The 20,339-nt window shown below is 37.3% G+C and carries 18 protein-coding genes; 5 read left to right on the top strand and 13 right to left on the bottom strand.

Going from position 1 to position 20,339, the window contains the following annotated elements; translation table 11 throughout:
• Window positions 1–6 precede the first annotated feature (6 nt).
• From BGP15_RS24435 to BGP15_RS24420, 4 genes are read right to left on the bottom strand one after another with little or no spacing between them, the layout of a single operon-like run.
• Window positions 7–987: a hypothetical protein gene (locus tag BGP15_RS24435; protein ID WP_286770907.1), complete on the bottom strand. Its 981-nt coding sequence runs from the start codon at window positions 985–987 to the stop codon at window positions 7–9.
• A 10-nt stretch (window positions 988–997) separates the two neighbouring features.
• Entirely contained in the window at window positions 998–1,354 is a 357-nt protein-coding gene (locus BGP15_RS24430; protein ID WP_286770906.1) for a hypothetical protein, read from the bottom strand.
• Between the two features lie 23 nt (window positions 1,355–1,377).
• Window positions 1,378–2,469, bottom strand: coding sequence for a putative toxin (locus BGP15_RS24425; protein ID WP_286770905.1), 1,092 nt, complete (start codon window positions 2,467–2,469; stop codon window positions 1,378–1,380).
• 29 nt (window positions 2,470–2,498) lie between these two features.
• Window positions 2,499–3,899, bottom strand: a complete 1,401-nt coding sequence (locus BGP15_RS24420; RefSeq protein WP_286770904.1) for a hypothetical protein — start codon at window positions 3,897–3,899, stop codon at window positions 2,499–2,501.
• A gap of 657 nt (window positions 3,900–4,556) precedes the next feature.
• Here BGP15_RS24420 and BGP15_RS24415 point away from each other — a divergent pair.
• The 5 genes from BGP15_RS24415 to BGP15_RS24395 all read left to right on the top strand — a co-directional run bounded on the left by BGP15_RS24415 (window position 4,557) and on the right by BGP15_RS24395 (window position 13,133).
• The gene (locus BGP15_RS24415) at window positions 4,557–5,042 is read left to right on the top strand and encodes a sigma-70 family RNA polymerase sigma factor (RefSeq protein ID WP_286770903.1); all 486 of its coding nucleotides are present in this window, start codon (window positions 4,557–4,559) and stop codon (window positions 5,040–5,042) included.
• A 92-nt stretch (window positions 5,043–5,134) separates the two neighbouring features.
• Window positions 5,135–6,031 (top strand): FecR family protein, encoded by an 897-nt coding sequence (locus BGP15_RS24410; protein ID WP_286770902.1) that lies wholly within the window; start codon window positions 5,135–5,137, stop codon window positions 6,029–6,031.
• 159 nt (window positions 6,032–6,190) lie between these two features.
• Window positions 6,191–9,265: a SusC/RagA family TonB-linked outer membrane protein gene (locus BGP15_RS24405; RefSeq protein ID WP_286770901.1), complete on the top strand. Its 3,075-nt coding sequence runs from the start codon at window positions 6,191–6,193 to the stop codon at window positions 9,263–9,265.
• Between the two features lie 11 nt (window positions 9,266–9,276).
• Window positions 9,277–10,650 carry a RagB/SusD family nutrient uptake outer membrane protein gene (locus BGP15_RS24400; protein WP_286770900.1) on the top strand — a complete coding sequence of 458 codons (1,374 nt, stop codon included), beginning with the start codon at window positions 9,277–9,279 and terminating at the stop codon, window positions 10,648–10,650.
• 2 nt (window positions 10,651–10,652) lie between these two features.
• On the top strand, window positions 10,653–13,133 hold the full coding sequence (locus BGP15_RS24395; protein WP_286770899.1) for an alpha/beta hydrolase family protein: 2,481 nt from the start codon (window positions 10,653–10,655) through the stop codon (window positions 13,131–13,133).
• A 27-nt stretch (window positions 13,134–13,160) separates the two neighbouring features.
• On the opposite strand, the gene BGP15_RS24390 is transcribed toward BGP15_RS24395, so the two are convergent.
• The 9 genes from BGP15_RS24390 to traK form a co-directional block, all read right to left on the bottom strand.
• Window positions 13,161–13,415 carry a DUF6520 family protein gene (locus BGP15_RS24390; protein WP_286770898.1) on the bottom strand — a complete coding sequence of 85 codons (255 nt, stop codon included), beginning with the start codon at window positions 13,413–13,415 and terminating at the stop codon, window positions 13,161–13,163.
• 31 nt (window positions 13,416–13,446) lie between these two features.
• On the bottom strand, window positions 13,447–14,961 hold the full coding sequence (locus BGP15_RS24385) for a MauE/DoxX family redox-associated membrane protein (protein WP_286770897.1): 1,515 nt from the start codon (window positions 14,959–14,961) through the stop codon (window positions 13,447–13,449).
• Window positions 14,962–15,097: 136 nt separating this feature from the next.
• Complete coding sequence (locus BGP15_RS24380; RefSeq protein ID WP_286770896.1) at window positions 15,098–15,856, bottom strand: helix-turn-helix domain-containing protein; 759 nt, start codon at window positions 15,854–15,856, stop codon at window positions 15,098–15,100.
• 281 nt (window positions 15,857–16,137) lie between these two features.
• Window positions 16,138–16,614: a DUF3872 domain-containing protein gene (locus BGP15_RS24375; protein WP_286751681.1), complete on the bottom strand. Its 477-nt coding sequence runs from the start codon at window positions 16,612–16,614 to the stop codon at window positions 16,138–16,140.
• A gap of 13 nt (window positions 16,615–16,627) precedes the next feature.
• Entirely contained in the window at window positions 16,628–17,185 is a 558-nt protein-coding gene (locus BGP15_RS24370; protein WP_286770895.1) for a conjugal transfer protein TraO, read from the bottom strand.
• 10 nt (window positions 17,186–17,195) lie between these two features.
• Complete coding sequence (traN, locus tag BGP15_RS24365; RefSeq protein WP_286770894.1) at window positions 17,196–18,056, bottom strand: conjugative transposon protein TraN; 861 nt, start codon at window positions 18,054–18,056, stop codon at window positions 17,196–17,198.
• A 45-nt stretch (window positions 18,057–18,101) separates the two neighbouring features.
• Entirely contained in the window at window positions 18,102–19,436 is a 1,335-nt protein-coding gene (gene traM, locus BGP15_RS24360; protein WP_286770893.1) for a conjugative transposon protein TraM, read from the bottom strand.
• Window positions 19,426–19,698 (bottom strand): nitrogen regulatory IIA protein, encoded by a 273-nt coding sequence (locus tag BGP15_RS24355; RefSeq protein ID WP_286770892.1) that lies wholly within the window; start codon window positions 19,696–19,698, stop codon window positions 19,426–19,428. Before BGP15_RS24355 ends, traM begins: the two co-directional genes overlap by 11 nt.
• Before the next feature lie 16 nt (window positions 19,699–19,714).
• Entirely contained in the window at window positions 19,715–20,338 is a 624-nt protein-coding gene (gene traK / locus BGP15_RS24350) for a conjugative transposon protein TraK (RefSeq protein ID WP_286751676.1), read from the bottom strand.
• Window position 20,339 lies beyond the last annotated feature (1 nt).

The following is a 20,339-nucleotide window of genomic DNA, read 5'->3' as shown; positions in this document are numbered from 1 at the left end:
ATTTATTTATTTTAAACTATCTTTTATCCATTGTGCAGATTTCAAAAATCTTTTCGCAGTATCATCGCTCCATTGTACCCCATAATCAAACTTATGTCTTTTACAATTTTCATTTTTCAAAACTGCCTTAGCAAGTTGAAAAAGTTTGGAACTACCGACTCTTATGGTTAGTTCATCTAACTTTTTTAACCAACTCGATGTAGTTTTGGCACCTCTCGATGTATCAAAGAAATGAATTAACTGTACTTTAATTTCAAAGTCTTTCCATAGATCTGCAGACATTCCAAAATTCAGAATGTCACTAATATTTTTATAACAGCATTGGTTATTTTCCGCTTTATAATTTTTCAGATAATCCATTAATCCAGTGTCGTTTGCTGTTACTAATTTTAAAATCTTTTTAAAACAGATTACATCATGGTGAAAAGTTTTCTGATTTATAATATCCAATATATTTTTCAAAGTTGATAGCTTAACTTCCACAGTAGCTTTTTCTAAAATACTTCGGGATTGTTCAATTTTTAAAATGTCTTCCAAAAAGTTGCTGTTCGGTGAAACAAAATAGTTATGTTTAAGATAAACCGTAATATGAAAATAATCTTCCGCTGAATAAGTAATCATCTTGTTCTTCACAAAACTTGGGATAAGACTATTCCTGAGCAAAGCTCCCAATCTGGCGACGTATAAAGACCTTAAAAAAGCTCCATGAAATTCGTTGTTATAATGTAACAGTTTTGGCAGGATGTACTTATAGCTACTCTTTTCAATTTCTGATGAGATCAGTTCCTGGAAATTAGTCTCCAATTCCTTTTCTGCATTCAATTGGTCTTCCCTATCATTAGTTAATTCTTGATGATATAGAAGTAATTGGTCAAACCAATCTTGAATTTTTAAAAAATCGATTTCAGAAATATTTAATGCTTCGGCTAAAACCTTAGATTCCTTCAAGTCATCATTTTTAAATTTTAAATATGGATTGTCCGTCATAAATCTAAATTTAGATCATTTCCTCAAATTTTACTTTTTTACCATCTATACTGTAGGGATATATTTGCTGAAATCTGCTTTCAGGTGAAAGTATTAAATCCACAACCAATACATCCTTACCCTGATATTTTCCATCCTGAGCAATAGCATAAACCCGAACATCCTCATCTTTTAAATCATCATATGCTCCAGCCAACAAAATATCATACATTTCTTTTGAGTCAGTTGATTCCGAATAAGCAGAGATATAAGCTAGGTCACCATTTGCTCTGACATAGGTAGCATAAGGGGCAAATTCTCCACTTTCTGATAAAAATTTTTCTGCTTGCTCCTTAATAGCGCTAAGCAATATTTGAACATTTGTCATCTTTAAATATAATAAAATTAGAATTATGTACAACCTGGTACGCCAGCACAAGGATCTTTAGGTTTTGGTACAGGAATTAGTTTTGGGGCCGGAGCAGGTGTAACTCTAAGGTTATCAATTTTAGGCTTTGCTGGAGGCGTATATCGTTGAATATTAATGCCGGAATTTTTAAGAGGTTCGCTTAATTTTGCAGATTCATTAATTTTCAAAATTGCTTCCTGTCCACTTGCTTTTGAAATCTCTTGCTGCCCCCTAAGCTGTTTGGTAAACGATTGTTTGGCAACGTGCTTTATCTCCACTGTTCCTCCTTCATCTGTCATTGCGTCAGGTATAGTTTTTCCGGTCTTTCCAGTCTTAGGATCGGTGTATTCATAGGTTTTGGTATTTTTCTCTTTTCCCATTTCGGCAAGCTGTTTTTCTTCAACATATCTACCAAAATTGAAATGTTCTTGCTGAGCTTTTGTTACGGCTTCACTTTGCTTAGTTCCGACTTCACCAGTCTTCGTAACTGTTTCAATTAAGTTTGGTTTTATTGAAGATTCTTCAAATAATGGCATTAAACGTAACCACCAACAACATTCGGTAGCGTCTTCTGGTGCTAAACCTGTGGGATCTTTAAATCTAACAGGGTTATTAAACGACATGCTATAGGGACTCCAACTTGGGAATTCCTCACTTAAAGGATCGGGACTGATCCACCTGCCATGCGTATCACCAATCGGTTGTGCATCGGGATCATCTAAATTTACTTCAATAAAATCAACGATTTCCCCTTTTTTAACATTAAAAGTTACTGAACCAATGGTAACGATGCTATCCTGATCATGAAATTCAAGATACTTTCCCTTGCTCAGCGTAGCTACCTTCGGATAATAGCCATATTTTTTAAATGGGTTACCCGCCTCGATATTTTTTCTTCTTCTTTCCGCCTCAACTGGCGTTAAGGAATCTCTGGTTTTTAGAACCTCACTCATGTAAGGTCTTGCTTTTTCCTCTTTGGTAAGTTTTACGGGATTGACCCACACCTTTTTGCTGGTCAATTTCTTATTCTGTTTTACCTGCGCTTGGTTAAATCCAATAAAAAACAGCAGAATAAATAATAAAATCCTTCTCATATTTTATGTTTGTATTTCGAATTATCTGGCTATAAAAATTCCTTTGGAATAGCATACACTTTAGGACTTTCCTTCTTCGGTGTAATTGCTTTTACCTTTTTCGCTTCTTCACGCTGTTTTTTTGCGTTGAGTAGTCTTATCCGTTCCGCAATCTCATCACTTTTTTGCTTATTTTCAGTGCTTTTTAATGAGCCTAACCATTGTTCATACTGCTCTGGAGGCATTTGGGCAAAACCTGATTGATCGATGTAATCAAAACCAGCCTTGATACCCAGAAACTGATCTTCCAGTGGCGGATAGCTTCTGATCTTTTGCAGCTGTTCTTTATTTTCAGGATCGATACCTAGACGGTTACAGGCCTGCATAAACCTCATTTGGTCAGTATTACTTTTCCATAGGGTTGCGTTAATATTGTTCGGATTCAGTTCCAGTGCCTTCCCCAAAACTTTGGCAACAAACTCATCATAGCCAAACTTGTGTATATACCCACTTGCGAGATCCACATAGGTCTGAGAAAGAACATCTTTCTTTGTTAAATTTTGCATATAAAGCTTATTCTTGAGGGCTTCAGCTTTAATATATCCTGAATTCAGAACAAACGAATTTGCTGAAAACATGCCGTTGGTTAACTCTACGCTTAACACTTCGCCATCATTATCCTTAAAACGTATATAAGAATGGTTAGGTGACATAACCAAAAAGGCTTCTGCACCGATCTGTTCTGCCAAGATCAAATACAACAACGGCATAGAATGACATTGGCCACTGTTGGTTTTCATCAGTTTGGAAACAAACATTTTACTGTAGTCCTTTGCCCCCATATAATCCTCAAAATCATATTTGACCGCTTTGTGGACAACTTTTCCATTCTGCTTGGTATCCTGTGCAAAGTATTTGAAAATTGAAAGGTTTTTAGCAACGTTGTCAGATTCATCAATACCGCTTTTCTTAATATCTTGCCTGATTATCGAAGTCGCTTTCTGTATCTGCTGCTGATAAGCCGACTGAAAATTCCTGTCATTATTGTTGTATGCATTCTCAACGATAAATACAGCATCTGCAAGTGTATATCCGTCGGGATCGAGCTTTAGTAAATTATCATAGGCCCTGTAATAAGAATCAGTTCCTTTCTTTTCGGATAAAGAACTGAGATTATAGCGTTTTGCATCAGCTTCTTCCCTTATTAAAGCCATCTGGCGTTCAACCTCTTTGTTAATCTCTTCCTGATCGTCTTGGTGGGTAGTCTTTTTTTTATAAAGATTTGAATTAGCATTAATATTTGGGGAGGTAGGTCTAGGGCTGGGTTGATTATTCAGACCCGCAGGTATACTGTAAAGATTGGAAACACCAGGCCTTTGCGGCAGATTTGGAATCTGTCCATAGATATAGGGATAGCATAAAAATAAGCTAAATAATAATATTTGTCTCATCTCATAGGTGTGTTTTTTAAGTTCAATTTTGGCTTCGCAATATATTTTAATTTATAACACTACGGTATCCGTATTTTCACGGAAATAGTATCAGATTTTCTGATAGATTGTTCTTTATCAAAGATCTATAAGCGAAATTATACTGTCAGAACGACAAAACATGTCGTATAATAGAAAAAATTATAAGGTATTAAACTGATGCATTCCTGGGAAAATACAAAAGGCATGAAACCAGATACGTCATCTTTGAGAGGTACTGCGAAGAACCCATAACCTAATGACGACCTAGCCCATGCCCGTATGACGATGCACAGGCGTAAGTCTGTCAATAGGAGGTTATTTGGAAGTTTCGCAGTTTTCTCAAACCTTTTTGACAGCTTACGCTTTATTTTCGATAAAATTTAGGGTGCTAAGATATAAATATTTTTATAAACGATAATTATTATCACTAAAATATGATATAGCTTTCAAAAATTCTGATAAATGGTTAAAATCGCCGATAAAGTATAATCCAGTTCAGTGTTTACACCACAACAATGCAAATATATTACTAAAATAGACAATTTTAATAAATTATACTTAAATTTGTAGAACTGCGAAAATCCTAAATAACCTAGAATGCCGTTATTTTCACGTCATACAAACAATCACGATCTTATGTTTCAGCAAATTTATGATACATATTGGAATCGTATTTTTGTTATGGTGGCCCGAAAAGTCAAAGACCGCGAAGATGTATTCGACGTTATGCAGAATATCTTTTTTCATCTATGGATCTACAGGAATTCACTTACCCAGCACAACGCTGAAAGTGCAATCGTAAAAACTTGCGTCCAGGAGATTTCAAAATACTTCACAAATCTGAATAAGCAACCTTATACCACAGAACTAAGTAATCTCCAATTACCCGATGACTCCGCCGAAATGCTCCAGGCTCAGCTTGAAAAAGATAGAGAACTCGAACTTTTGAAGTTGAATATTGACCAGCTTCCTCCCATAAGAAGGAAAATTTTCACCATGAACAAGTATGAGGGCATTACTCAGGAAAAAATCGCAACACAACTCAATTTATCCACTAAAGCTGTAAAAAAACAGATCGGAAAGGCACTTATATTTCTTCGAGAACATCAAAACCATTCTTAAATTTTGTTAAAATCAGTTAATTTCAGTTAAAGTTCTGTTTACAGGGGGGCTATTATTGCCGTTTTCGGGTATACATAATAAAGCCCTTTATTATGAACAGGAGAAAACACTCCCAACCAACTGCGATAGATGAAGCAAAAGAGTTATGGGATAGCCTCACAAATGATTCAGACGCAGATATAGAGCCTCCTACAGTGCAGGAAGCAAAAGAGTTTCATCAAAAACTTTATGCGAGAATAGAAGCACATGAAGCACAAAAGAGAAGGAGAAAGACGTTCCGTTATTCTTCCATGCTGATCGCCGCTTCCCTGGTCATTATTTTTAGTATAATAGCCTACAGAACGCTCTTTCTACCTGATGTATATAGGGCATATCATGATGATTTGAAAGTTACTTTAAAGGATGGATCAACAGCTATCTTGACAAAGGGAGCTATATTAACGGTCGAGAAATCATTTCCAGCAGCAACAAGAGATGTCTTTCTCACAGGGGATGCAGTTTTTAATGTAACCAAATCCAAAAATCATCCCTTCATCGTACATGCCGGACTTTATGAAACAAAAGTTCTGGGTACAGTTTTTAAAATCACCCAGCATAAAACAGCCTTCAATGTTGATCTGTATGAGGGCAAAGTGCAGGTTATAAAAACTGAAAAACCAGCAGAAACATTTATTATACATCCGAAAGAGACATTCTCCAATCAAGGCTCTAAAGATGTTGCGACCATTGTTGATACTAAAAGTAAAGGTCAATCTCAAACCAACAATTCGGCGACTGTTTCATTAACTGATTTAGAACTTTCTAATGCCATAAAAATTTTAGAAAATACCTACGGCATAAAAATTCTGTTCCCGTCAGTGGTTGCAAATTCAAAAATTAGTGCTACAAAAGAAAAAGCCACAGCAGCAGATTTGATAAGACTCATCTCACTCAAACTGAACCTAAAAACTACCAAAATAAATGATAAAACATTTCAATTGGAGGAATAGACTATGGTCGATCCATACTCCTGCCCTAATTCCGTACTCCTAATGAAACTGGTGTGGAAGAATACAATAAAGAGACCGACGGGTGCAACCGTCGGCCAAGAAGTATTCAACTAATAATTGTTCGATAGATTACTAATTATAAATACTAATGCAAAAATAATGAAAAAAATTTGCAGAGCAGTACTATTGATTCTCTTCTTATCAATAGCCTGCCAAGGGCTTTATGCCCAAGAAAAACTCTCCACAAAGAGGGTAAATTTTGAAACTGGAAAAACAACTGCATCAGAAGCTGTAGGGAAATTTCTATCAGAAAATGTAAAAGATAAGATTTACTCAAACGATGATCTTAAGGATTATTCGGTTCAGCCAACTAAATGTAAAAATGAACTGTTAATGGACTGTCTCAATAAAATTTTGAGGGATGTTCCCGTCGAAACTTTTATCGACAATAATAGCGTTATCATCAGGCCGAAAAAAAATAAATCAACCTCGGCAATTATCGAAAACTCATCCCCTATACTTGCTAAAGCCGATACCACAACCACAGTCTATAATACAAAAGTTATTGATGAAGTTATCCTGAACGCCGGATACTATAAGGTCAGCAAAAAAGAACAAACCGGAAGTATTGCTAAAGTTAGCGCTAAAGAAATCGAAAACCAGCCTATATCAAATGTGCTGGCAGCAGCACAGGGACGTATGGCCGGGGTCAGCATTGTGCAGAGCAGTGGTGTTCCTGGCAGTGGCTTTCAAGTCCAGATTAGAGGTAAAAACTCGTTAAGAAGTGATGGCAACAATCCGCTGTATATTGTCGACGGCGTTCCAATAGGTAATGAAGTGAAAACGTTTGGATTTACATCTGCCATATTGCCTATGTCAAGTATCAGCCCTTTAAATAGTATCAATCCGAATGATATCGAAAGTATTGAGGTGCTAAAAGATGCGGATGCGACCGCAATCTACGGTTCCCGCGGTGCAAATGGGGTCATTCTCGTCACAACGAAAAAGGGTAAATCGGGCAGGCTAAGCGTGTCATTAAACTCATCATACGCACTCAGTAACGTAATGTCGAGATTGAAAATGATGAATACTGAACAATATCTCAGTATGCGGAGGCAGGCATTTTTCAAGAGTGGAATCAGCACTTATCCAGCAAATGCTTATGACGTTAATGGTACATGGAAAACGGACAGGTATACTGACTGGTCTAAAAGTTTAATAGGAAATACAGCAACCGCATCCAATACCCAACTACAATTAACAGGTGGTAGTGAAACAACATCATTTCTTCTAAGCTTGGGGCATAATGAACAGTCCACTGTTTTTGGCAATGATTTTAAATATACCACAAATAGTATCACCACTAATATTGCACACCGGTCAAAAGACAAAAAGCTGAATCTTGCGGTTTCAAATATGTTCAGCATTCAAAAAAACAATGTTATAAATTCGGACATCACCCGAAGTGCATTTTCTCTGTCTCCAAATGCACCTGCCCTTTACAATGATGATGGCACACTGAATTGGGAGAATAATACCTGGAGTAATCCCGTTGCAGCTTACAATGCTACATACTCGAACCAAAACATCCAGTATCTGACAAATCTTAACATCGCATATGATCTGTTTAAAAATATCACACTAAAACTAGGTGGAGGGGTCAATTATCAAGCTTTTGAGGAATGGAATATCAGTCCAAATACCATCTATAATCCTGCGTATGTAACCGGACAGTCAAGTGCCTATTCAAAGGCTTCCAAAAACAATCAGAATAGACTATCTTATATCCTGGAACCACAGATTAACTGGAAATTCAGCCATGAAAAACATGCCCTTGATATTTTGGTAGGAGGTACATTTCAAAATGAAAACAACTCCTATGGCTCAATGAGCGGTACAGGCTTTGAAAGTAATGCACTAATCCACAATATATCCGCAGCAAAAACAAAAACGATCGAAGATCAATACAACACGCAATACAGATATGTCGCATTTTTTGGAAGAGTAAACTACCAACTTGATAAAAAATATATCCTGAATATCACCGGTAGGCGTGACGGATCAAGCCGTTTTGGACCAAATAAGAAATTTGCAAATTTTGGCGCGGTAGGTGCAGCATGGCTATTTTCCGAGGAGAATTTTCTGAAAAATTCGAGTTGGCTCAGTTTTGGAAAATTACGTGGAAGTTTTGGAACAACAGGTAGCGACAATATTGGTGATTATGGGTATCTGGATACCTATACCGTCTCTTCATCCATTTACGATGGTGTAACAGGTCTGCTCCCTTCCCGCCTGTTCAATCCCGATTTCAGTTGGGAAAAAACCAAGAAACTTGAAGCTGCAATCGAAGTGGGATTATTCAGGAATAAAGTAAATATTAATACCGCCTGGTACCGCAACCGTTCATCCAATCAATTAGTCGGCTACCAGCTACCTACAATGACTGGCTTTTCCTCTGTACTTGCGAACTTGGATGCCACGGTGCAGAATACCGGATGGGAATTTGAATTGAATGCCAGACCATTTTCCAAGGGAAAATTCCAATGGGAAACTTCATTTAACATAACTTTTCCCAAAAATAAACTAATTACTTTTCCGGGACTAGAGGGCTCAACATATAGTAATACCTATGTTATAGGCCAACCTACCTCAATTGTTAAGTTATTTAATCTTGAAGGAATCGACCCTAAAACCGGGACTTATATTTTCACAGACTACAATGGAGACGGCAAAATCTCTTCTGCGGACGACGCCAAAATAGTTGAAAACATCGGAGTAAATTTCTTTGGCGGTTTAAGCAGCAGCTTACATTATGAGAACTGGGATTTCTCTTTCTTATTTCAGTTTGTAAAACAGAAAAGTAGAAATTACAACTACATCATCCCTTCTCCGGGGATAATGAACAATCTTCCAGTCGAAGCGTTGGATGTCTGGTCGCCAGAAAATCCGGCTGGCTTTTATCAGCCATATAAGGCCAATGCATCGCCTAACCATTCAATATTCCAGAATAGTACGGCATCTGTAGCAGACGGGTCCTTTATCAGGCTAAAAAATGTAGAATTAGCTTACAATATCCCTTTAAAAAACACATCATTCAGAAGTATAAGGATATACTTTCAAGGCCAAAATCTCATCACGTGGACAAAGTATTTTGGCATTGATCCGGAATTCACAACTATTGGCTACCTCCCGCCTTTACGCACATTCTCATTTGGTTTAAAATTAAATCTTTAAAATATCTCAAAATGAAAACACACATATTTATATATACAATACTGGCGATTTTACTACTACAGGTTAGTTTATCATGTGAAAAAATGCTGGAAGTAGACGTGCCCGAAAACCAGATTCCTACTGAATCCGTTTTTGAGACCGTGCAGACAGCTAATGCTGCACTAGCTGAATTATACGCTGGATTATGGAACAGTTCACCGCTCGCTGGGAACCAAACAGGTAGATTACTGGGAAGTTATACAGACGACCTTACCTATTATGGAACAAATTCTACGACGGGACTTTACGATATTTTTCAAAATCAGCAGATTGATAGCAATGCTTCAATAAGTACATACTGGGCCTCAGCATACAGATTGGTGTATGTATCAAACGCCATATTGGAAGGGACAGAAAAATCTACAACAATTCCTGCCACTGAAAAGCAGCGAATCAAAGGTGAAGCACTAATGGTAAGATCAATACTGTTCTTCTACCTACAACAAGTTTTTGGCGATATTCCCTATCCTACTTCAACAGATTATCAGATAAATCAATCCTTATCAAAAATCCAATCATCAGATGTGCTGACCCAATTGGAAAATGATCTCAACACCAGCATATCATTACTTACTGATGCTTACAGAAGTACAGAAAGGATCATTCCTAACCGTAAGGTTGCCCAGCTGATGCTTGCAAAAATCTATATGCTACAATCCAAATGGAATAATGCTGAAACTTTATTGCGAACTATAACTCAAAGCTCCCTTTATCAACCTGAAAATGATCTCAGCAAGGTTTTTACAAAAAGTGGATCACATATTCTGTGGCAATTAAAACCAAAAAACAATGGCGATGCAACCCAGGAAGTAACTGCCTATTATTTTACAGGGGCAGCCCCTTCCAATTATGCGTTATCCCAGAACTTGGTAAACATCTTCACTGCTGGCGACCAGCGTAAAAATCAGTGGATTGCAACTGTTACTGTAGGACAAAATACATGGTACAGGGCCGCAAAATATAAGGCACTTACAAATAATACTTCGGAATTTTCAGTTGTATTTAGATTAGAGGAGGTGTATCTCCTTTTAGCTGAAACGCTTGCCCAACAGGATAAAATAGCTGACGCACTTCCTTACCTGAATGTAACACGACAACGCGCAACATTGGCAGCACTTGTGATGCCGATTTCAAAACAGAGCTTACTTGATGAAATCCTATTAGAAAATAGAAAAGAATTCTTTACCGAAATGGGGCATCGATTCCTCGACCTTAAAAGGATGAATAGACTAAATGACCTTCTACCCATTAAAACAAATTGGAAAAGTTACCATAGCTTTTGGCCTTTGCCGCAAAAAGAGTTATTGCTAAATCCTAATCTGAACCCACAAAATACCGGATACTGATTATGAAAAAGATATTAATTTTTCTATTAATCCTTCTAAATATTATAGGAAACGGCCAATCTAAGGTTACTTATGATACTTTACAGCAATGGATATCAAGATATCACACCATAAATAACCTTACCTATTCGCCCGATAAAAAGTTTGTGGCTATGCGAAAAATATATTCGACCAACAGCGATACCGCTGTAGTATTGGACGCCAACAGAACAAATAACCAGCTGGCAACAATACTTAAAATGCCAAATAATATGTTCTTAAAAAACAGCAGTTTATTCTCCTTCGGAAATGGAATAGCACAGCATAGCAATTTACATAAGAAATCAACGGTTAAATATGAAAATGTGAGATTTGCAGATATCCTTTATGAACTAAATCAGTACCTCATTATGGATAAAAGTGGAACATTTAAACTGTATGGTTCAGCGAATGAATTATTGCAATCAGTGGCAAATAGCCAAATGTTTACAACAGACAAAAAAAATTTATTATTTCTGAATATTAAAGAAGGAACAATAAATAAAGTAGCACGCATAGATAGTGATAAAAAAGTAATTTTGTTTGAAACCCAGAAGGAAATTACGCAAATGTTGCTCCCTCCTTCTGGCAAGGATCTCATTCTCTGTATAACAGATCCGAAGACCCGTAAATTGCAGCTGGTATTTATTGATACGCAATATGGAAAACAAACAATATTATCAGATATTGAACCACAAAAAGCTGACTTCGTTGAAGTATCTCCGGTTAAAGATGGTAAGGCATATTTTATTACCTTCGCAAGTCGACGAAAACCAACTAAGGAGAATTTTTTAGATATATGGTACGGGAGAGATAATAATCTAGGCTCTAAACAGGCAGGATTAACAGACTACATTTATTATCTATGGAGCAAGGATACAAACAGGACATATCAGTTACCCAACACTTATCCAATCTACAGTAACATTGACAGTGAGAGGTATGTTTTGGCTTTTAATCCATTGGAGGAATTTAAGAATCTAACCTTGCATCCATTCCTTAATCTGAAAATATATGATACATTAAGGGGAACTTTTACCGAAATTTTTCATCAGGTTACAAAGGACATCGTACATTCCTCTGACGGCCGTTTTATTATCGCACTAAATCCAAAAGATCAAAAATGGAACCTCTATCAAGTAGAAATTGACAGACACATAATTATTGATAATCAAAGGTTACAGAATCCTACGTTTTCCGAGGATTTTAAAAACATCCTATTTGAAAGTTCCAATGACGTCTATATTTTTGACATAAAAAGCCAAACACTATTCCCAGCTGGAATTTCAAAAGAACGGGAGGCTAGAATTTTAAATGCTGAGCGAAGAACCACGAATCCTGTGTTTGGGTTTAAAATGAATATGTTTAGCAGTAAGCGTCCACTTTTGATTAGAACAGTAAATAAAATTTCAAATAGCAGTACTTACAGTTCTTTTTACAAAGCCAAAATAAAAACTGTCATTCCTACAACAAAAAATCGGATTAAGGACATTAAATACGACCAAGATTTGAAGAATTTAGTAACAATCGAAGAGAACTACAATATGGCACCCAAGATATTCTCTTCGAAAGCTGGAAGCAAAAAGAAAATCGAAATTTTTACTACTAAGGATAAGACTGGACAAACTCTAAAACAGGAAATTATACAATATAAAAATTCACTTGGAATACCTTTGAAGGGTGTCCTTTACTATCCCACAGGATATGATCAAAGTAAAAAATACCCAATGGTGGTTTACATTTATCAAATTAAAAGCACGCAATCCAATTTTTATTCCCTTCCAGCAAATGAACCTACAGGCGTAAATAGACGTACCCTTTTGGAACATGGTTATTTTGTGTATGAACCGGATATCGTCTTTGATGGTGGAGGACCTGGTCTTGCGGCATTGGACTGTATAAATAGCGCACTCGATGCCTTATCCACATACACTGCCATTAATAAAAATAAAATTGGACTGACGGGCCATTCCCTGGGCGGATATGAAACCAATTTTATTGCCACGCACTCCGACCGATTCGCCGCTTTTATTGCAGGTGCAGGATATAGTGATATAACTTCCCGCTATTTTTCCTATGATTATCATGAACAAAAGCCTAATCACACCAGATTTGAGACCGGACAGTATGAAATGAACAAACCTTTTTCGGAGGATAAACAACTTTATCTAAAAAACAGTCCAATAAATTACGTGGAAATGGTTAAAGCGCCTGTTCTGATCTGGAACGGTGTTAAAGACGATATTGTACCTGCTGAACAGGCTATGGAATTCTTTATGGGACTAAAGAGGAACAATCTTCCAACAATCGCACTATTCTATCAACAGCGAGAACATGATCTGGGATGGAATACCAAAGAAAGTATGGATATGAACAGAAGATCACTTGAATGGTGGGATTATTTTCTAAAAAATAAAACCAATATTCCTTGGATCGAAAAAGAAATTAAAAGGGATGCTACATAGCATCCCTTTCACATTTAAAGCCAACGTCTAAGGTAAGATTTCGTGCAGAACCTTTCCACATTCTGTTGGACTGATAAATCTTTGCAATTCCACAGAATTATCAGCAGACCAGGTACAAACAGGATTGGTTTCCTCTTCACCACACATTTGTTCGGTCTCAATACACAGCCCTTGGCTTTCATCAAAGCGATAAGCTGTTTCGTTAAATTTTGCCATGTTTCCGGCAACTGCTGCTCCGGCACCCATTGCTATAATGAGTGCAGGCAATAATAATTTTTTCATCTTAATTTGTTTATAATTTCTCTGCCTACTCTTAGTGGAGGTTTTCGGCTTCCCCTCTTACGTAATTTTTTTTGATAATATCGCGAATGCGGTACCTTACCACTTCGTCTCCACGTAGAACATACATATATTTCTCAGTTATCAAAAAATCATGCATTTTCATCTCCTTTTTATTATATATGTAAAAGCTTCCAATGTATTCCTGTCGGTCGGTTCTATACATATCTATCACCTTCGCGGCTTTCCAAGCTTCCCTCGATTCAAGCTTACCCATGAGATCAGATTGGTTAAAGAGTACTCCACCGAATGCAACACTCTGACGGTTCACCTTCAATGGGGGTGCGTTCATTTTGTGTCTACCGTCAGCAAGTTTTGTTATCTTGATCTGGGCAATACGTGTTGTATCAATAGTATTGAACGTATTCTTTAACCTAAACCAATTATCCATAATTAGGTATTCATTTCTATAGAGGTAGGTGTAAATCAAGTTGTTCTGAGACTTGTCATAAGTTATGTTTCCATCTACATCGAACACACCATCTATCTGCTTTTTTAAATGCTCTGGAAATAACTTTATCTTAGGGTCTGAATTTAGATCAAGGAGTGCCAGTGTAAATTGTTTCGTCGCGCTGCTCTGTGTTCTCAGCGCAAACCGTGCTGAATCCAAAACAATAAGCTGATTAAAATAGGCATCTTGAAAACTTAAAGTTTTAGCGTGTGGATTTCCTAATCTACCACGGTAAATTATTGGTATAGTACCGTCATAAAAATAGTAAAATCCATTATTGACCTGCAACCTCAAATTAGAAAATTTATGGTTCATATTGTCTGGCTCGATCTTCATTAACTGCATGCTATTTAGTGCTGTATCGGCGGTCGTCAAAATCTGCGGAAAGATCCTATTTCCAAGATAGATATGTTCATCATCATAACCAGCAAAATAATAGTCCGGTCTGTCCAGGTCAAGAATCTTTTTTTCTCCAATAACTGGATGAACCAGGAAGCGTCTTGTGAAATTATTTTCCTTTTTCACAATGTGCTCTGACCCTAGAAATAATAAAATCACAATTCCGCAGCTCAGCACAGTTGTAATAGTCGTAAAAGCTAAAGTTGTGCGCATTTTAAAACCGCTGTTCCTACTGAGCGCCACGATTGCACCAAAAGATAATAAAACAAAGCAAATATTGAATATAAGATGTTCTTTCCAACCCAATTTTTCCAGTATACCTCCACAACTACAGGGTATGAAATCACTATAATTCAATATGAGGTAGATGTAAATAGTGAAAGCGGCCATTAATGCCAGTGATGCGTATAAAGCTAGAAGCCTGCTTATGGGTAAACATAACGCAATTGCTACCAGAAATTCGATTATCAGGATCAGGTATGATATAATTCCCGCGTAAGCACTTAATAAAGGAGACTGAGCAAGTTGTACCTGGAAGTTTGCAAAGTCCAACAACTTACTGGCAGCAGCATATATAAAGAGCAATGCAAGAAGAATGCTTACCGTCTGTACAAAATACTTTTTTATAAAGCTTATCATAATCACTGGCATTGATTATGACAAATTTCGGTCTTGTGCTAAAAATAAATATTGACAATATTAACAATTATATACCAATATGTAATAAAATTATACCAATATGCAACAAAAGTATGTACAATAATAACTAAAGGAATTATAAATTAGCTAATCGAGGAATTGTTGTCAGACCGACACCATGACGCGTAAAAGCTTTATACATATTCTGATAATCTAAAAATCTGTTTTTAAATGCTACTTCCTTTAAGCTCATGGGCGTACATATTATATCGCCTACAGCGTCCAGCATCTTTCCCTTTAACCAAAAACTGTAGAAAGAATCACCAAAGCAAATTTTACAGTCACGTTGAAAATGATTATAATTATAACCTTGGTTTTCAATAAATTCCTTTAAAGTCTGGCTATTATTGGGATTATAGGATTTCACTATCTCCTTAACATAAATAACATTTTGAGGGGTGTTTTTAATTTCCTCTTTAGGTAAATTAAGATCAACTATATGCAAAAAGCCCCTCTTTACACTCTCTGCGCGGCATAAACCTACTACCAAATGCATATTACTTTTATCCGTATAACGCACTTGAACCGGAAATACATCATTAAATGCAGGCCTAGTCTGGTTAAGATTACGTACCACCTCTTTAATCGACCGATCATAACCATTATCTTCCGCAAAGCTATAATAACCGAAATGATCTTTAGTAAACGCATTTTCTGGTATGAATTCAAGGTTTTTTAAAAAAGAAAAATAAAAATCAGTAACGACTTTAAAATGCTTAGATATTACATGCAGATCAGAAAAAAGGACTGCGGACTTCACAAAATTTAGTTTGCAAAAAACAGATAGATTTTGCTCAGCTAAAGAATCCAATAGTGAGACGATGTAGAAATTCATTGTATCTTATTTTGTTATCTTAAAAGACCGATGTCAGCGTCAGCAATAAAATAAGTTTCCGTATAGTGTAATTTATGGTCTATCGTATGGTCAATTTAATATTTTTGCCCTAATAATGAAATAATAATGTACAAATCACATTTAATGTGCCCCGAACTTAATGGCCAAACTATTAATTGTAACAAGAAAGGACAGCCTATTGGCTGTCCTAACAAGCATGCTTCCACTCTGGTAGTGTATGGTTTCTGCTTCACAAATATCACAAAATTTATGAAAACAAATTATCTAACTGGCCCAATAATGATCGGACCTAGCTTTTTGTTATTGAATTGAAAAGAAATTTGCTTTTCATTACCAAAACTATCAACTATCCAGACGTCAAATTGTTGTGAAACTAAAGATTCTGATGTATAATACAAACGAAATTCTTTTTCCGCCAATGGATACAAATCGTTTGGCAAATAAGGTTTATATCCCGCATAATTTAAACTACCTTGCCCATCATTTTGAAAATATCTTAGCCTGTACGTATTACCTGTGTAGTTTCCAGAGGAAATTATGGAAAACCGTATTTCCACACTTTCACCAATCCCGATCTCCTTTGGAACAGGCATCACCTTCACTTCAAAAGGAAAAACCTCCTGCACATCCAAAACCTCTTTCTCACAGCCGGAAAGTAATGCAATTCCCAGAATTGCAATAAAGCCTAAAAAAACCGATCCTATCGACATTTTCATAGTATTAAATATATTTTTCATTATTCTCTGATTTTCAAAAATTAAAACGTAAACCGATACCCGTTGATGGTCTAAATTTCTCTAGATCGGTCCCCCATAAGATCCTGATCCGACTTTGCACCATAAAAACGACCCGGTCTGAAATATAGGTCTCCAACGACAACCTTCCTCCAGTACCAAAAACAAATCCAATTTGGTTTTTCAGAACTCCGCCGTCAAAAAGGATACTATCTCCCCTATTCACAGATTCGTAGCCAGCGATACCCGTTAAGGCCCCGTTTAAGGTTATAAACTTTTTTGAATCGGAAAGAAGCTTTATACTATAGCCAACCTCTCCAAAGTAGTTTTCTAAAGGGATTTCCCAATTTTTATAGTCTACAGCTTTCTTTTGATATTCAAGCCCCCAGATCCAGTAGTTTCCGTGCTTTGCAAAACTGTTCAATGTCAGATTGATATAGAAATTTTTGCCGACTTTATCAGTATTTAGAAGCCCTGTATTCATTTCCAACGATTTCTGTTTATACACCATGCGCTGCGCACACAATTGACTGCTCATAATGGCTAGTACTAAAAAGATGATATACTGTTTCATGATTCTCTGTTTATTGATTAACCTTGATATTCATCTCAGATACGGGCTTAGCGGCAACCAAGTCCGAATTCTCAACCTCCAGCACCTGGTTTCTTGCTCCATTCCTTTCAAAAATTTCAATCCGGAGTACCTGCTCATCGGTGATTGTAAACTGATCAAGAAGTATCACATTGCCAGCGATCGAATTATCTGAGATTACATCAAGACCTGGATACTGCCTTAAAGGAACTAATTGTTTTTCCTGAGAAACCGTTCTTTTTGCAATCTGCTTATCCTCTATTTTATAGGTACAAAAGTCCACGACAAAAGGTACGTTTGATCTATTTTTAACTTCCACATGGAAGTAAAACTTACCGTTATGGACATATATACCTTTAAGAACCGACTGAATTCCATACGATCTGGACGCGATATGTCGCACATATCTTTTATTCTGCTGATATATGGTTTTTAGCGCAACTTCTGTTAAAGATGGTGGATTAAAACCTAGCTCCTCAAACTGAACGTTTCTTCCTTCCTCACGGTCAGCATCATTTTTCATTTTCTTTAAATCGTAGCTCAACGTATATGGATCAGCATTATAAATAACATTAAAGCTATAAAATTGGCCATCCTCCGTAATTACAGTAAAGTTGGATTCCTCCGCAAAATCCTTAACTGCTGCCTTTATACGCAGGACGTTCTGTGCATCCTCAGCTTTTTCCGCAATTAGATAATTCGATCCCAGGTCTGTGTACCTGATCGCTACCGGAAAAATAAGGTGGCTGGTTTTATTATAGGTAACTTCGAGCCTATAAGGTTCGACTCTTCCCGCTTCAAGCGACTGTTGTCCAAAGGTCTTGATGAACAGCCCCACAAAAAGTAGGATCATAAGTATATTTTTGATTGATATCATAATATGATTATTGTTGTTATATTACTTTTTTGTCAAAAGCAGTACTGGATGCCCTGCTCTCACCGTTACCTTAACAGCTCTCAGCTTCTTAGAAAAAAAACCTGAAACGCCCTGTATCAGGCCCCGAGTCATATCACCGACAACCTGCTGGCCCGCAGAACGTGACATCGAAATATTCATTCCTGAACTCTGGCTCATGTTAGCCGCGATTTCTCCTGCGGCATTGATCTCATCTGTTCGTGGGACAAGTAATCCGAGCTGACCGTCCGTGCCGTAAACAAGGATTTCAACCGGAATTATATTTCCAGATACTTCAACTGCGCTAATCTTTAGCTGCAACCTGTTTCCCTGAAATTTGGTATCGGCAACGAGTTCTGTTCCTTTGGGAACATGATGTCCGCCGATGGTTGCATTTTCGGATAGCCTCAACTTTAGTGATCCATCGCCTGATATTGTTTTTGTTTCCATCACCATTGCATGTATACTGTTGCTGACAATATCGCTTTGGGCAACCTGTCCGGGCGTTATAAACCCCATGTTACGCTCACTGGTCCCATTTAAAGTCTCCGATGCGTCCTCTTCCCGATAGAGGGCTGAGACCACACTCTTTTTGTCTGCCTTCATACTTTCGGTTTTCCCTTTTTTGCCTGGTAAAGCAGTTGTTTTAACTGCAGTTGAATCCATATTCTGACTAACATTGACCGTAGGGCTTACGGGGCCCGCATTAGCTGCCGGAAGATAGCGCGAAGCCATTTCGTATGATTTTTCCATTAATGCGAGCTGATCCTTATACGTAGGTGCCTGCGGTACATCTTTTTCTGAAAGCCTATCTTTGAGTTCATCTACCTGTTTACGTAGCGCCAATTTCTCACGGTCATCATCCCTGTAAAAAGAGCCCAGAGTTTGCTGAGCATTCTGATAACTGCTCAAGGAACTATTCTGTCCACTGCCGATCCCATATCCCTCAGAGTTTCCTGCTATAACCTTCGAAACTGGAGCTTCAACGTTAACCGATGTGTCTGCACCACTCCAATAATCTGACAAAGACATCAGTGAATTACGCTTTGCCGCTTCCCTTTCCTCAACCATCTCTTTTTCATATGCTTTTTGTTTATCGGCCTGCAGTCCTTTATCGGTAGCCTCGGGCACGGCATTTTTTAACCCTTTATCTTTATTTTCCTCACCACTATTTTTAGGCTTAAATATTAAGTAAAGACAGGCGATAAAAACGATGGCCATCAGGCCAAAAATGATGGGCTTTTTAAGCTTATCATTTTTTGAGGAACTGCTTTGCGAATTTTCTGCAGAATCATCATCCACAATAAAACTTACTCGCTTATTCTCTTTATCTTCCATTTTCCATATGTTTAGAATTTGTGACCGAATCTTTCTGAGAGGATTCATTATGAATCACAGCCGGTACTTCGATGTGACTAATGTCAATTTTATCACCTCTGCCGAGATCATAAAAGACCTTGACAAGTACACCTACACCCATAAGCAGGTAGAATGCGAATAGATAAAGTACATATCTGATCTGCTTTTTGACTGGTAAATTCCGCCATCTTAAATCGAGCTTATCAAGCTCATTATCAATTGCTGTTCTAATATTTTTCATGTTCTAAATTTTACATCTATCGCTCTATTACTTCCTCATCCTTATTGGAAAGGACTGAAAACTTTAAAATCTGGAAGCCCTGTGGATTGCTGTCTGACCGAACGCTATTGAGTAAATTGCAGGACGTTATAAGGCTCCTTCTGGTTAGATTACTGGACCGAATAATAAACTGCTTGGCGTAAGTGGTCACAGAATAAGGGTAAGTATTAAAATCACAGATAACACTGTCTACTTCAATTCGCTGCTGAATGTTCCCGGAGATGACCCTGTTATAATAACCCTTTTCCGAAAGATCTCGATAATAATCAAAAGCACTTTTGTCCGCTAGATCGAATGCCCGTTTCATATTGCTTTCAATCGCTGCCTTATCTGGTGCCAGTGTGAAAAAGAGCTCATGGAACCTCCTAACATGCTCACGTGCCTCTACGGGGCGATTTATGCTTGCATCTTGTGACAGCGCCAGCATCAGCGATTTTCCTTGATCCAGGACATATATTTTCTCCCGTTGTGCCGAAGCAAAGGAATAAGATTTCCACACGGCAAAGGCTGCCACCACAAGACACAGTATTGCAAAGACAATTGCGTATAGCCTGATCTGTTTGAAGCTGTTTTCTATATTTCTTAGCGTTCTGAATTCCATA

Origin of the sequence: Sphingobacterium sp. 40-24 (assembly GCF_001899705.1) — a bacterium.
Classification (GTDB): Bacteria; Bacteroidota; Bacteroidia; order Sphingobacteriales; family Sphingobacteriaceae; genus Sphingobacterium; species Sphingobacterium multivorum.
This window is presented reverse-complemented; position numbering and strand designations above follow the sequence as displayed.